The organism is Roseibium sp. RKSG952, assembly GCF_009711355.1.
On the sequence record NZ_SMMF01000945.1, the window covers coordinates 1 to 15,116 of the forward strand.

The 15,116-nt window shown below is 59.9% G+C and carries 12 protein-coding genes; 11 read left to right on the forward strand and 1 reads right to left on the reverse strand.

The features are described 5' to 3' along the window. Nucleotides 1-259: 259 nt before the first annotated feature. The 10 genes from E1297_RS30010 (at nt 260) to lpdA (ending at nt 13,315) form a co-directional block, all read left to right on the forward strand. Nucleotides 260-778: a protease inhibitor Inh/omp19 family protein gene (locus E1297_RS30010; RefSeq protein WP_155144670.1), complete on the forward strand. Its 519-nt coding sequence runs from the start codon at nt 260-262 to the stop codon at nt 776-778. An 80-nt stretch (nt 779-858) separates the two neighbouring features. Further along, nucleotides 859-1,641: a hypothetical protein gene (locus E1297_RS30015; RefSeq protein WP_155144671.1), complete on the forward strand. Its 783-nt coding sequence runs from the start codon at nt 859-861 to the stop codon at nt 1,639-1,641. A gap of 227 nt (nt 1,642-1,868) precedes the next feature. Next, nucleotides 1,869-3,026, forward strand: a complete 1,158-nt coding sequence (zapE, locus tag E1297_RS30020) for a cell division protein ZapE (protein ID WP_155144746.1) — start codon at nt 1,869-1,871, stop codon at nt 3,024-3,026. Nucleotides 3,027-3,199: 173 nt separating this feature from the next. Beyond that, nucleotides 3,200-4,162, forward strand: coding sequence for a malate dehydrogenase (gene mdh / locus E1297_RS30025; RefSeq protein WP_155144672.1), 963 nt, complete (start codon nt 3,200-3,202; stop codon nt 4,160-4,162). A 65-nt stretch (nt 4,163-4,227) separates the two neighbouring features. Then, on the forward strand, nt 4,228-5,427 hold the full coding sequence (gene sucC / locus E1297_RS30030; RefSeq protein ID WP_155144673.1) for an ADP-forming succinate--CoA ligase subunit beta: 1,200 nt from the start codon (nt 4,228-4,230) through the stop codon (nt 5,425-5,427). Further along, nucleotides 5,428-6,336, forward strand: a complete 909-nt coding sequence (sucD, locus tag E1297_RS30035) for a succinate--CoA ligase subunit alpha (protein WP_155144674.1) — start codon at nt 5,428-5,430, stop codon at nt 6,334-6,336. Between the two features lie 214 nt (nt 6,337-6,550). Next, the gene (locus E1297_RS30040; RefSeq protein ID WP_155144675.1) at nt 6,551-9,532 is read left to right on the forward strand and encodes a 2-oxoglutarate dehydrogenase E1 component; all 2,982 of its coding nucleotides are present in this window, start codon (nt 6,551-6,553) and stop codon (nt 9,530-9,532) included. Between the two features lie 67 nt (nt 9,533-9,599). After that, the gene (gene odhB / locus E1297_RS30045; RefSeq protein ID WP_155144676.1) at nt 9,600-11,135 is read left to right on the forward strand and encodes a 2-oxoglutarate dehydrogenase complex dihydrolipoyllysine-residue succinyltransferase; all 1,536 of its coding nucleotides are present in this window, start codon (nt 9,600-9,602) and stop codon (nt 11,133-11,135) included. A 38-nt stretch (nt 11,136-11,173) separates the two neighbouring features. Further along, the gene (locus E1297_RS30050; protein ID WP_209016088.1) at nt 11,174-11,788 is read left to right on the forward strand and encodes a LysE family translocator; all 615 of its coding nucleotides are present in this window, start codon (nt 11,174-11,176) and stop codon (nt 11,786-11,788) included. A 123-nt stretch (nt 11,789-11,911) separates the two neighbouring features. Continuing rightward, nucleotides 11,912-13,315, forward strand: a complete 1,404-nt coding sequence (gene lpdA / locus E1297_RS30055) for a dihydrolipoyl dehydrogenase (protein WP_155144678.1) — start codon at nt 11,912-11,914, stop codon at nt 13,313-13,315. A gap of 651 nt (nt 13,316-13,966) precedes the next feature. Here lpdA and E1297_RS30060 read toward each other — a convergent pair. Continuing rightward, a complete protein-coding gene (locus tag E1297_RS30060) occupies nt 13,967-14,386 on the reverse strand; it encodes a helix-turn-helix domain-containing protein (RefSeq protein ID WP_155144679.1) in 420 nt (139 codons plus the stop codon). 83 nt (nt 14,387-14,469) lie between these two features. On the opposite strand from E1297_RS30060, the gene E1297_RS30065 reads away from it, so the two are divergent. Next, on the forward strand, nt 14,470-15,114 hold the full coding sequence (locus E1297_RS30065) for a cation transporter (protein WP_155144680.1): 645 nt from the start codon (nt 14,470-14,472) through the stop codon (nt 15,112-15,114). The last annotated feature ends 2 nt before the right edge of the window (nt 15,115-15,116 follow it).

The window sequence follows — 15,116 nt, forward strand, 5'->3', positions numbered from 1 at the left end:
CCGTCCCGTTACCTTGTTGCACTTCACGGCCGAGATCCACCGTGTCTAAGGTGCGGGACACATCTCCTTCCGGGCAACTGAAATTTTGGGCAGCTGTTCGTCCTTGACCGGTCAAAAGCTTATTCGAAAGAAAATCGCGCCAGGCAGGCCGCAGTCAACAAGCTTGCGCCTCCGCAAAAGCGTGGACTTTGGCATTTCGTCAAAATCTGGGCTAAGAGTGGCGTCACATTGTTCGCGGCGGAACTGGGATTGATTCGACATGAAGCGTAAAGTGATCACGGCCCTGACGATCGGGGTGCTATTGGTTTCGGCTGGTTGCCAGAGATTGAGCGGGGGGCCGAAATATGCTGCCCCCCTTCCGGCAACACCGACAACGCCTGTGGGGCAGGGGGAACTGCAGCCGCTTGATCAGTCTGTACCTGCCCCTGGAACCACGCTTGACGGCACGGGCCAGGGCACTGATGTTGCGTCTGTTGCAGAGCCTGCCGGTGCTCTGAACATTGGCCGGAGCGACATGCTTGGTGGCTGGAAACTGTCTTCTGCAGGCGACAACTGCATGGCTTTCATGACCCTGACCACCTGGTCCGGCGGATACAGGGCAAATACGCGCGGGTGTTCGTCTCCGGCGCTTGCCAACGTGTCTGCATGGGACTTGTCCGGCAAGCAGGTTGTGTTGAAAGACAGCAGCGGGGCGCCTGTTGCCCAGCTTTACGCAACGTCCGCCCAGCAATTTAACGGTCAGACTTCTTCAGGAAGCCCGGTTTCTCTTTTTAGATAACAACTTTAGGTATTTTTATCTGGACGGCACCCTATTGAGGTGTGTTACCTTTCCGGTAATAAACGGAAAGGTAGCGAATTATGTCCAAATATGATCCTTTGCGCGAACATCTTGCGCGCCTTGACGATGTGGTGTGGGCAGCGCGGCTTGAGGATGTAGAGGAAATACTTGGCTCGGGACTTCCAAAGAGCGCCCGGGAGCACAGAACCTGGTGGGCGAACTCCGGTGGTAGCCTCGTCCATCAGAACGCGTGGCTGGATGCCGGCTGGCGGGTCGAGCGGACCGACCTGATGCGCAATGTTGTGGTGTTCCGGCGTCTGCGGATCGGGGGAACCTCACTTGCGGGCCGCGCCAATGGTTCGGCAGCGCGAACGGACCGCAGGTCCGACGAGGAAAAGCGCCTGTCTTCGGTGGCTTCCAGCTTGCGGCAGCCGGTGACGGTGACCCTGAGGGCCGAGTGGACGGTTCTGGGCGACATTCACAAGGTGCCCTGTTCTTCGACGGTGCTTCCCAAAGGGGCGGGGATCATCCGTGCCATCACCTTGCAGGACGGACAGCCGTCAACCGTGATCTTGCCGACAGCGGAGGTTCAGGCGGCCTATCGGCGCCTGCGCATGGCGCTCAAGGGGGTGGACGGGGCCGATGACGGCGAATCGGCGGATGCTCTGCTTGAAAAACTCGGGATGGAGCGGTCGGCTCCGATGGAATGCGATGTCGTACGCCCGGGTAACGCATGGCTCCTGACGGACGGGCGTGGCCGGAAGGCCGATCTGGACAGTGAGCAGGAGCGGCTTCTGGTTGGCCAGCTGCTCTATGTTCAGGAACTGCAGGCAGAGCGGGACGCAAAGCAGATTATCATGTAATCGCGCGGGCATTTTGAGCTTGCGTTGGTCAATGAGGGCGGCGGTTGCCGCCCTTTGCATTTTGTGCGTTAAATCGATTTTGTTGCTTGCACTGTTGCGCAAATGTTACTCCGCCCTTGCATCTGCCTTAATTTGCTTTTATCCCGCCTTGCACCGCGGCGGTTTGACGCCCTTGGGTCGCAAGGAGCGCAAATCCGGCGCAGGCAACTGGAGCGCCACTCTTGAAAATGGAACTGCCTGTCACCCGTGCAGTCGCCTCGCGCTATAAGGCGCTGGTTGCAGCGGGAGAAATTTCGGAAGACCCTGTTCAGCTGGAGGCTGTCCGCTGCCTTGATCTGTTGAACACCAAACTGGCCGAGACCCGGCTGGCCTCCAAGAAAAGCTCCCTCGGCTGGCTGTTCGCCAAGCGGAAGAACGAGCTTTGGGCGGCCGTGCAGGGTTTGTACATGTGGGGCGGCGTCGGGCGTGGCAAGACCATGCTGATGGACCTGTTCTTTGAAGTCACGGTCATCCGGCGCAAGCGGCGTGCGCATTTTCACGAATTCATGCTGGATGTGCATGAACGCATTCATGCCCACCGCCAGGCCCACAAGCGCGGCGAGGTGAAGGAAGACGATCCGATTCCGCCGGTCGCCCGGCAAATTGCGCGTGAAACCCGGCTCCTGTGTTTCGACGAATTCTCGGTCACCGATATTGCCGACGCCATGATCCTCGGGCGTCTGTTTACCCAGCTGTTCGAGCTCGGCGTCATTGTGGTTGCAACGTCGAATGTCGATCCGAATGACCTTTACAAGGATGGTCTCAACCGGCAGCTGTTCCTGCCCTTCATCAAGCTTTTGAAGTCGAAGGTGAATGTCCTGCATCTCGACTCTCCGACCGACTACCGGCTTGAGAAACTCGCGGGAACCCCGGTTTATGTTACGCCGCTTGGCAATGGGGCGGGTGACGAGGTGGATCTGCTGTGGCGCCGGTTGACATGCGGTGTCGCCGCGCATCGTGAAGAGCTCGAAAACAAGGGCCGGATCATCCCGGTTCCGATGGCGGCTGCCGGTGCGGCGCGGTTTTCTTTCGAAGACCTGTGCGCCAATCCGCTTGGCGCCAGCGACTTTCTTCGTATTGCCCATGCTTTCGGCACAGTGTTCATTGAAAACGTGCCGGTCATGACCAAGGCGCGGCGCAACGAGGCGAAGCGATTCATCACACTGATCGACACACTTTATGACAACGGCATCAAGCTGGTCGTGTCTGCTGCGGCCGAACCCCATGGTTTATATGTGGCGGCGGATGGCACGGAAGCTTTCGAATTTGACCGGACGGTCTCGCGATTGATCGAGATGCGGTCGGAGGAATATCTCGCGGGAGAAAGGCGGGTGCAGCACGCTTAGGTGTGCGTTCCGTATACGTCAGCTAAGTATGCGGGAAGATTCTAAAATTTCGACTGGCCCGCGCGCAATATCGTTTTGTTTAGGTTGCGCAAGGGCCGCAAAGGGAGTAGTGCCATCGCCGTCATCGGCGGATGGCATGAGGTTCCATCTTACGTAAAGGGAAACTTTCGATAATGGCTCGGAACAAGATTGCTTTGATCGGCTCTGGTCAGATCGGCGGCACGCTCGCTCATCTTGCTGGTTTGAAGGAACTCGGAGACATCGTGCTCTTCGACATCGCAGAGGGCACGCCGCAAGGAAAGGCACTGGACCTGGCCGAGAGTTCGCCGGTCGACGGTTTTGACGCAAAACTCTCCGGTGCGAACGACTATCAGGCGATCGAGGGCTCCGATGTTGTCATCGTCACAGCCGGTGTGCCGCGCAAGCCGGGCATGAGCCGCGACGACCTGCTCGAAATCAACCTCAAGGTAATGGAACAGGTCGGGGCCGGCATTGCGAAATACGCGCCGAACGCCTTTGTCATCTGCATCACCAACCCGCTCGACGCAATGGTCTGGGCGCTTCAGAAGTTCTCCGGGCTGCCGAAGAACAAGGTCGTCGGCATGGCCGGCGTTCTTGACAGCGCCCGCTTCCGCTACTTCCTGGCAGACGAGTTCAACGTCTCCGTTGAAGATGTCACTGCATTCGTTCTGGGTGGCCACGGCGACACCATGGTGCCGCTGACCCGCTACTCCACGGTTGCCGGTATTCCGTTGCCCGATCTGGTCAAGATGGGCTGGTGCACGGCCGAGCGTCTCGACGAGATCGTTCAGCGCACCCGTGACGGCGGCGCGGAAATCGTCAGCCTGCTGAAGACCGGTTCTGCCTTCTACGCGCCGGCTTCCTCGGCAATCGCCATGGCGGAAAGCTACCTGAAGGACAAGAAGCGGGTTCTGCCCTGTGCGGCAGCTCTCGACGGCCAGTACGGCCTGACCGACACCTATGTCGGTGTGCCGGTGGTGATTGGTGCGGAAGGCGTCGAGCGCATCATCGAGATCGACCTGCAGGGCGATGAAAAGGCCGGCTTCGACAAGTCTGTCGGCTCCGTCGCGGGTCTTGTCGAGGCTTGCAAGAAAATTCAGCCGGCGCTCGCCTGAGCCGCCGCGCACGTTTCAGTGGCCGCCCCTGAAACGGGGCGGTCCTCCGACAACGGGGAATTCATATGAACATTCATGAATACCAGGCCAAGGCCGTGCTGAAGGAGTTCGGCGCACCGGTGGCTGAAGGTGTTGCCATCTTTTCCGCAGACGAAGCCGAAGCAGCTGCAAAAAGCCTTCCCGGTCCGCTCTGGGTCGTCAAGTCACAGATCCACGCCGGTGGCCGTGGCAAGGGCAAGTTCAAGGAACTGCCGGCCGATGCCAAGGGCGGTGTCCGTCTTGCCTTCTCGCTCGATGAAGTGACCGCACACGCCAAGGACATGCTTGGCAACACGCTGGTCACCGCGCAGACCGGTGATGCCGGCAAGGTCGTCAACCGCCTTTACATCGAAGACGGTGCCGATATCGAGCGCGAGCTTTACCTTTCCATCCTCGTGGACCGCACGGTCGGCCGTCCGGCCTTCGTCGTCTCCACGGAAGGCGGCATGGACATCGAGGCGGTTGCGGAAGAAACGCCTGAAAAGATCGTGACCCTGCCGATCGACCCGGACACGGGCGTCACCGAAGCCGATGCGTCCAAACTCTGTGACGCGCTCGAGCTGAGCGGTGCGGCACGCGAAGACGGCATGAAGCTGTTTCCGATCCTGCACAAGGCCTTTGTCGAAAAGGACATGGCACTTCTGGAAGTGAACCCGCTGATTGTCATGAAGGACGGCCACTTGCGCGTTCTCGACGCCAAGGTTTCCTTCGACGGCAACGCCCTGTTCCGCCACGATGACATTCTTTCGCTCCGTGACGAGACGGAAGAAGACGCCAAGGAAATCGAGGCCTCCAAATACGACCTTGCCTATGTTGCTCTCGACGGCGACATCGGCTGCATGGTCAACGGGGCCGGCCTTGCCATGGCGACCATGGACATCATCAAGCTTTATGGTGCAGAGCCTGCCAACTTCCTCGATGTTGGTGGCGGTGCCTCCAAGGAGAAGGTGACGGCCGCTTTCAAGATCATCACCTCCGATCCGAACGTGAAGGGCATCCTGGTCAACATCTTCGGCGGTATCATGCGTTGTGACGTGATCGCGGAAGGCGTGATCGCCGCGGTTCAGGAAGTCGGTCTGCAGGTTCCGCTCGTTGTCCGCCTTGAAGGCACCAATGTCGAACTTGGCAAGAAGATCATTAACGAAAGCGGTCTGAACGTGATCGCCGCCGATGATCTCGACGACGCCGCCCAGAAAATCGTGAAAGCCGTTAAGGAGGGGGCGTAAATGTCCATCCTCGTCAATAAAGACACGAAAATTATCGTTCAGGGCCTGACCGGCAAGACCGGAACGTTCCATACGGAACAGGCGCTGGAATACTACGGCACCAAGATGGTTGCCGGTGTGCATCCGAAGAAGGGCGGCGAGACCTGGTCTTCCGGAATGGAAAGCGCTGCCGAGCTGCCGATCTACGCCACAGTTGGCGATGCCAGGGAAGCAACCGGTGCGGATGCTTCGGTGATCTACGTTCCGCCGGCAGGCGCGGGCGCTGCGATCATCGAGGCGATCGATGCGGAAATTCCGTTCATCGTCTGCATCACCGAAGGCATTCCGGTGGCCGACATGGTCAAGGTCAAGGCAAGGCTTGAAAAATCCAAGTCTCGCCTGCTCGGTCCCAACTGCCCCGGCATCCTGACCCCGGAAGAGTGCAAGATCGGCATCATGCCGGGTTCCATCTTCAAGAAGGGCTCGGTGGGTGTTGTCTCCCGCTCCGGTACACTTACATACGAAGCCGTCTTCCAGACCTCCAATGCCGGCCTTGGCCAGACCACGGCGGTTGGCATCGGTGGCGACCCGGTCAAGGGCACGGAGTTCATCGACGTCCTGGAAATGTTCCTGGCCGACGACGAAACCCAGTCGATCATCATGATCGGCGAAATCGGCGGCTCTGCCGAAGAAGAAGCGGCCCAGTTCCTCAAGGACGAAGCCAGGAAGGGCCGCAAAAAGCCGATGGCAGGCTTCATTGCAGGCCGGACTGCGCCTCCAGGCCGCACCATGGGCCATGCTGGTGCCGTTATTTCCGGCGGTAAGGGCGGTGCCGAGGACAAGATCGCGGCGATGGAAGAAGCCGGTATCAAGGTTTCCCCGTCCCCGGCGAAGCTCGGCGAGACCCTTCTCGAAGTCTTGAAGGGCTAAAGCGGCACAAACCGCTTTGTGCAGGGCGATTTGGCTTTACCTTTCGCTCTGCATGTTGTCAGGATTGGTCAAGACGCCCTGCGTCTTGACCCGAATTTGAGCGGGCCCGTCCGTGAGGGGCGGGTCTGAAAACGAACCCAGAGCGGGCTGTCCGGCCATCCGGCCAGCGGCCCGGCTGAACATAAAGGGCGGGGCAACCCCTCGCTGGACGGAGATGGCACGGCAGGAAGCGAACAGCGTATTCGCACTGACGTCGTTGCTTTACGGCGCCAACGCAGCCTATATCGAAGACCTCTACGCACAGTTCAAGACGGACCCGAATTCGGTTGAACCGGAATGGCGGGACTTCTTTGCTGCGTTTCAGGACGAGAAGGACGCGGTTTTAAGGGAAGCGCAGGGCGCAACCTGGACACGCAAGGATTGGCCGATCGAGGCCAATGGCGACCTCGTCAATGCATTTGACGGAAACTGGGCACCGATCGAAAAGAAGCTTGGAGACAAGCTGAAGAAAAAGGCCGAGGACAAGGGCGCCCCGGTCACGGATGCGGAAGTCCATCAGGCTACCCGCGATTCCGTCCGGGCTTTGATGATGATCCGCGCCTACCGCATGCGTGGTCACTTGCATGCGGATCTCGACCCGCTCGGCCTTGCCGGCAAGGGCGATCATGAGGAGCTGCACCCGTCGTCCTACGGCTTCACCGAAGCCGACTGGGACCGCAAGATCTTCATCGATCACGTGCTCGGGCTGGAATATGCCACCATCCGCGAGATGCTGGACCTCCTGAAGCGGACCTATTGTTCGACGCTTGGTGTCGAGTTCATGCATATCTCCGATCCGGCGGCAAAGGCGTGGATCCAGGAGCGCATCGAAGGGCCGGACAAGCAGGTCGCCTTCACCCGCGAAGGCAAGCGCGCCATCCTGAACAAGCTGATCGAGGCGGAAGGCTTCGAAAAGTTCCTGGATGTCAAGTATACCGGCACCAAGCGGTTCGGTCTTGATGGCGGCGAGGCGCTGATCCCGGCGCTTGAACAGATCATCAAGCGCGGCGGCCAGATGGGGCTGAAGGAAATCGTGCTCGGCATGGCCCACCGGGGCCGCCTGAACGTGCTTTCCCAGGTGATGGGCAAGCCGCATCGCGCCATCTTCCACGAGTTCAAAGGCGGTTCTTTTACGCCCGACGATGTGGAAGGTTCGGGCGATGTGAAATACCACCTTGGCGCGTCTTCCGACCGCAGCTTTGACGGCAATGACGTCCACCTGTCGCTGACGGCCAACCCGTCGCATCTGGAAATCGTCAATCCGGTGGTGCTCGGCAAGGCCCGGGCCAAGCAGGACCAATGGTCTGCCGAAGACGACCGGTTCATCGAGACGACCGAAGTCGACCGCTCGAAGGTGCTGCCGCTGTTGCTTCACGGCGATGCAGCGTTTGCCGGTCAGGGCGTGGTCGCCGAATGTTTCGGATTGTCGGCGCTGCGCGGACACCGCACCGGCGGCTCGCTTCATGTGATCATCAACAACCAGATCGGCTTTACCACCAATCCGCGCTACTCGCGGTCCTCGCCCTATCCCTCCGATATGGCGAAGGTGATTGAGGCTCCGATCTTCCACGTCAATGCGGATGATCCGGAAGCAGTGACCTTTGCTGCCAAGATTGCCATCGAATACCGGCAGATCTTCGGGCGCCCGGTGGTGATCGACATGATCTGTTACCGGCGTTTCGGCCACAACGAAGGCGACGAGCCGGCGTTCACCCAGCCGATCATGTACCGCAAGATCCGCAAGCACGCGACGACCCTGCAGCTCTACTCCGAGCGGCTGGTCAACGAAGGTGTGCTGTCGGCTGAAGAAGTCGATGCGATGAAGGCCGAGTGGCGTAAGCATCTGGACGGGGAGTTCGATGCAGGCCAGGCCTACAAGCCGAACAAGGCCGACTGGCTGGACGGCAAGTGGGCCGGTATGAAGCGGGCGGAAAACGAAGAGGATCCGCGGCGCGGGAAAACCGGCCTGCCGATGGACGAGTTGAAGGAGCTCGGGCGGGCGCTGACCCATGTTCCGGACGACTTCAACATTCACCGCACCATAGCCCGTTTCATGAAGAACCGGGAGCGGATGATCGAGACCGGTCAGGGGGTCGATTGGGCAACTGCCGAGGCGATGGCCTTTGCAGCGCTCCTGAAGGAAGGCCATCCGGTCCGCCTGTCGGGGCAGGATTGCGAGCGCGGAACGTTCTCTCAGCGTCATTCGGTGCTCTACGATCAGGAAACCGAAAGCCGCTACATTCCGCTCAACCACATCGACAAGAACCAGGAGCGTTACGAGGTCATCAACTCGATGCTCTCCGAAGAAGCGGTTCTGGGCTTCGAATACGGTTACTCGCTGTCCGAGCCGAATGGCCTGACCTTGTGGGAAGCCCAGTTCGGCGATTTCGCCAACGGCGCCCAGGTGGTGTTCGACCAGTTCATCTCGTCGGGTGAACGCAAGTGGTTGCGCATGTCCGGTCTCGTCTGCCTTCTGCCGCATGGCTATGAGGGCCAGGGTCCGGAACACTCCTCGGCACGGCTTGAGCGCTACTTGCAGCTGTGTGCGGAAGACAACATGCAGGTCGCCAACTGCACGACCCCTGCAAACTACTTCCACATCCTGCGCCGCCAGGTCCGCCGCGACATCCGCAAACCGCTGATCCTGATGACGCCGAAGTCGCTGTTGCGCCACAAGCGGGCCGTGTCCAGCCTTGATGATCTCGGGATCGATTCCACGTTCCACCGCCTGCTGTGGGACGATGCGGAAATGGGTCATTCGGAAACGAAGCTCGTGGCCGATGACAAGATCCGGCGTGTGATCATGTGTTCGGGCAAGGTCTATTTCGACCTGCTGGAAGAGCGCGAGAAGCGCGGCATTGACGATGTCTATCTGCTGCGGGTCGAACAGCTCTATCCGTTCCCGAAAAAGGCTCTGGCGATGGAGCTCAACCGCTTCAAGAACGCCGACATGGTCTGGTGCCAGGAAGAGCCCCGGAACATGGGCAGCTGGTCCTTTGTCGAGCCCTACATCGAATGGGTGCTCGGCCAGATCGGTGCCAAGCACACTAGGCCGCGCTATGCGGGCCGGTGGGCAATGGCCTCCACGGCATCCGGCCTCATGTCGACCCACCTCGCGCAGCTGCGGGCGTTCATCGACGAGGCATTCGACCAGTAATTCGGACCGGGCCATCTGGGCCCGGTTCTCTAACGGAATTGGCCAGGAACTTTAAGAGAAGGCAACCATGGCAACCGAAATCCGCGTGCCCACTTTGGGCGAATCCGTATCCGAAGCAACGATTGCGCAATGGTTCAAGAAACCGGGCGAAGCAATCACGGCCGATGAACCGCTGGTGGAGCTGGAAACCGACAAGGTCACCGTCGAGGTTCCAGCACCCGCGTCCGGCACGCTTGAAAGCATCGTCGTCAACGAGGGCGACACGGTCGAAGTCGGCGCTCTGCTCGGTCAGATCGCAGAAGGTTCTGGAGCAGCCGCAGCTGCGCCCGCAGCCGCTGCACCAGCCAAGGCGGACGCAAAGCCTGCCGAAGCAGCTGCTCCGGCATCCGCTGGCCAGATCGTCGACGTGGTGACGCCGAGTGCCGGTGAATCCGTGACCGAAGCCGAAGTCGGCGAGTGGAGCGTCAAGGTCGGCGATCTCGTCAAGGCCGATGATACGCTGGTTGAACTGGAAACCGACAAGGCGGCCCAGGAAGTTCCGGCGCCGATTGCCGGCAAGATCGTCAGGATTGCGGCAGAAACCGGCGCGACCGTCGAACCGGGCACGCTGCTGTGCCAGATCGATACCTCCGGTGCCGGCGCCAGCGCTGCTCCGGCTCAGCCTGCTGCCGCAGCAGCCCCCGCTCCGGCGGCGTCTGCAGGTTCCGGCATGCCGCCGGCGCCGTCCGCTGCCAAGATGATGGCGGAAAACAGTGTGCCGGCCGATCAGGTGTCCGGCTCCGGCAAGCGCGGGCAGGTGCTGAAAGGCGATGTCATCAACGCGATTGCCTCCGGCGTGACAGCTGCAGCCTCCGCTCCGGCAGCGACCCCGGTTGCCCGCGGTCCGGTGGCAGCCGAAGACGAGCCGCGTGAAGAACGCGTCCGCATGACCAAGCTTCGCCAGACGATCGCGCGCCGCCTGAAGGACGCACAGAACACGGCCGCAATGCTGACCACTTACAACGAAGTGGACATGGGCCCGGTCATGGAACTGCGCAAGCAGTACAAGGACCTGTTCGAGAAGAAGCACGGCGTCAAGCTCGGCTTCATGGGCTTCTTCACCAAGGCGGTCACCCATGCCTTGAAGGAAATCCCGGCGGTCAATGCCGAGATTGACGGCACGGACATCATCTACAAGAACTTCTGCCACGTCGGCGTGGCGGTTGGCACCGACAAGGGTCTTGTGGTTCCGGTTGTCAGGGATGCCGACCAGATGTCGATTGCCGAAATCGAGAAGGAAATCGGCAATCTCGGCCGCAAGGCGCGCGACGGCAAGCTCGGCATGGCCGACATGACCGGCGGCACCTTCACCATCTCCAACGGGGGGGTCTACGGCTCGCTGATGTCCTCGCCGATCCTGAACGCGCCGCAGTCCGGTATTCTGGGCATGCACAAGATCCAGGAACGTCCGATGGCGGTGAACGGGCAGGTCGTGATTCGTCCGATGATGTATCTGGCGCTGTCCTATGACCACCGGATCGTCGACGGCAAGGAAGCGGTGACCTTCCTCGTCCGGGTCAAGGAAAGCCTCGAAGATCCGCAGCGTCTGGTTCTGGATCTTTAAACCAACCGTCTCTTGCCGATAGCACTGGAGCCGTCATGTTGAGCCTGGAGTTCCTGATCACCGCCCTTGTGGTTGTTCTGGTTCCCGGTTCGGGTGTGGTCTACACGGTTGCTATCGGCCTGGGCAAAGGCCGGAAGGCCAGTGTTGCGGCCGCGTTTGGCTGTACGCTCGGCATCGTTCCGGCCATACTGGCCTCGGTCTTCGGACTGTCTGCCCTGCTGCACACCAGCGCATTGGTGTTTCAGGCTGTCAAATATGCCGGCGTTGCCTATCTGCTTTATCTCGCCTGGCAAACCTTGCGCGAAAGCGGGCCGCTGGCGCTGACGCCAACCGACGCAACGCCCGCGAGCTTTTGGGCGATTGCCCGCTCGGGCTGTCTCATTAATGTTCTCAATCCGAAACTGACGGTGTTCTTCCTCGCGTTTCTTCCGCAATTCGTATCGCCGGGCTCCGGCAATGCGGTTCTGGAGATGCTGGGAATGAGCGCGGTGTTCATGGCGATGACCTTTGCGGTCTTTGTTGTCTACGGCTTGTGCGCAGCACGGGTCGGACACCAGCTCATGCAAAGCGAAAAGGCGCTTTGCTGGATGCGCCGTGCGGTGGCGGCCACATTCTGCGGTTTTGGAGTGCGCTTGGCGCTGGCCGATCGTTAGGCGAGGCAGGAACACGAAATTTCCCGCATACTGCGGGGCTCGCTGACAGGCCGGAGGTCTCCGGCATCGAAACAATGGCCCGGCTCCGGGCCGCATCTGAACGGAAAGTAAAAGGCGACCACAATGTCCCAATACGATCTCGTCGTCATCGGAACCGGCCCGGGCGGCTATGTCTGCGCGATCAAGGCTGCACAGCTCGGCCTCAAAACCGCAGTTGTCGAAAAGCGGGCAACCCATGGCGGCACCTGCCTGAATGTCGGATGTATTCCGTCCAAGGCACTTTTGCATGCTTCCGAAATGTTCGCCGAAGCCGGTCACGGATTTGAAAAGCTCGGCATCAAGGTCGGCAAGCCGGAGCTGGACCTGCCCGGCATGATGAAGCACAAGCAGGATACCATCGACGCCAACGTTAACGGCGTTGCCTTCCTGTTGAAGAAGAACAAGGTCGACAACCATCACGGCACGGCTCAGATCCTGTCTGCCGGCAAGGTGGAAGTCACCGCCGGCGACGGGTCGAAGACCGTTCTGGACACGAAGAACATCGTCATTGCGACCGGTTCGGACATCATGCCGCTGCCGGGCGTCGAGATTGACGAAAAGCAGATCGTCTCCTCCACCGGCGCGCTCGAGCTGGACAAGGTTCCGGGCAAGGTTGTTGTCGTCGGCGGCGGCGTGATCGGTCTGGAACTCGGTTCGGTCTGGGGCCGTCTGGGCGCGCAAGTGACGGTCGTCGAATTCCTCGACAAGATCCTTGGGCCGATGGATGGGGAGATCTCCAAGCAGTTCCAGCGGATCCTGAAAAAGCAGGGCGTGGACTTCAAGCTGTCGACCAAGGTCACCTCGGTTGAGAAGAAGGGCAAGGGTCTCGCTGTCACCGTTGAACCGGCCAAGGGCGGCGAGGGGCAAGTTCTGGATGCGGACATCGTTCTCGTCTCGATCGGCCGCAAGCCTTACACCGAGGGTCTGGGGCTGGATGCGGCAGGCGTTGCGCTGGACGAACGCGGCCGGGTCAAGATCGACAGTCACTTCAAGACCAATGTCGACGGCATCTACGCCATTGGCGATGTGGTCGCGGGTCCGATGCTTGCCCACAAGGCCGAGGACGAAGGCGTTGCGATTGCCGAGACCCTCGCCGGTCAGGCCGGCCATGTAAATTATGATGTCATCCCGAGCGTGGTCTACACCCAGCCGGAAGTTGCTTCAGTCGGCCAGACCGAGGAGGAAGTGAAGGCATCCGGTGTCGAATACAAGGTCGGCAAGTTCGCCTTCACCGCCAATGGCCGCGCCCGGGCGATGAATGCAACGGACGGTCTGGTCAAGGTCATCGCCGATGCCAAGACCGACCGGGTTCTGGGTGTCCATATTATTGGCCTTGGTGCTGGCGAAATGATCCACGAGGCTGCCGTTTTGATGGAATTCGGCGGCTCTTCGGAAGATCTCGGCCGCACCTGCCACGCACACCCGACCATGTCCGAAGCGGTCAAGGAAGCGGCCATGGGTGTTTTTGCAAAGCCGATCCACGCCTGATCAGCGGCACTTTTCTGATCTTTGAAGCCGGGCCCTGCGCCCGGCTTTTTGTTTGTCTGGTGGGTGCGGTCATCTGTTTGGGCGGAAATGGAGCGTGAGCGTGAACCATCGCGCGTGATCATGCCCCCTTTGGTTAGGTGGTTGGCCGATTGCGTTTTTGCCTCTGCTCTGTCATGCCGGAAAAACCAGAGGTTTTATGCGGGATCGGGGAGCAGCTGATTTTGGCCGGGTTTTGGGGCTGACCGATTCCAGCTCTGCGCTATCGCACATCCGGGATGACGAACGTGAATGTCAGAAGCACTTTGCGAGTGAAACCTCGCAGACGATTTTTGCAAAGAAACCCAAAACAGCCTTTTGGCGGTTATCGTTCTGACGTGTCGGCTTACAAGGGCCTATTGGGGACTGCCTCAATCTTTCGGAATTGCGCTCCGGGAGGCCACTCTCACAACAGCACTGCCCCGGACAAACAATCCCGGACAAGTGTCCGCGCGAACCGGGATCGGAGAGACCGGTAAAACTGAATTCAGCAGCCTTTTCCGCGAACGTCCGTTCCAGCTGACACCAGCAGATCACTGATGAAAATAAGAGGCCAACAAACGTCCCGACTAGGCCAATGACAAAGCCAGAATGCGGGCGCGGCCGGGTCCGGCGTCAGTGCTCCTCGTGACACAGGCTGTGATCGCCAAAAGCTTTCAGCACGTTGCAGTCGGCAACCGTGTGGCCGCCGCCGCAGCTGTCCGCGATCCGGGCCAGTTCCGCCTCCAGTTTGCGCAATGATCGTATCCGGTCACGAACGGCTATCAGTTGCTCTTTCGCAATCCTGTCTGCATCCTCGCATGAGTGGCAGGGGCTGGCGCTCAAGTCGATGAGGGAGCGGATCGCGGTCATGGGCAAGCCGAGATCGCGGGCATGCTTGATGAAGGTGAGGCGCTGAAGGTCGCGCTCAAGGTAGCGGCGCTGATTGCCTTCAGTCCGCACCGGATCGTCGATCAACCCCTCCTTCTCGTAGTAGCGGATGGTCGGCACCTTGACGCCTGTGCGCCGGGACAATTCTCCAATCGAAAAATCCATCGAACGCCTCTTGAACCTCTAGTCGCTATAGCCTTTAGGTAAGGTAGCAGACAGGAACAGAAAAGAGCAATCTGGAGAGAGCAATGGGTGCCTGCTGCGCAAACACCTCGAGAACGGCCTTTGAGGGCTTGTCGAAAGACTACAAGCGCCGCCTTTGGCTGGTGATTTTCTTGAATGGCGCGATGTTCGTTATCGAAATGATTGCCGGACAGGCAGCCGGTTCGCAAGCGCTCAAGGCGGATGCTCTCGACTTCTTCGGTGATGCAGTCACCTATGGCATTTCCCTCGCCGTGATCGGTGCGAGCTTGAAGACGCGGGCAATGGCAGCCATGGTCAAGGGAGCAAGCCTGAGCGTGATGGGTCTTTGGGTGTTCGGATCCACGGCCTATCACGTGATTTTCGTTGGGGTCCCGCAGGCAGCGGTCATGGGCAGTATCGGTGTTCTTGCGCTTGTGACCAATCTGGCCAGCGTGCTTTTGCTTTTGAGATACAAGGACGGAGATGCCAATGTCCGGTCCGTGTGGCTGTGTTCGCGCAATGACGCGATCGGAAACATCGCGGTGATGTTCGCGGCCCTTGGTGTCTGGTCAACGACGACCGGCTGGCCGGATCTGGTCGTTGCGGGACTGATGGCGGCCCTGTTCCTAACCTCTGCTTGGCAGATCCTTGTGCAAGGCATCAGGGAGTACCGCCACGACGTTCTGAGCCATCAAGTGTCCGGTGTTTGATG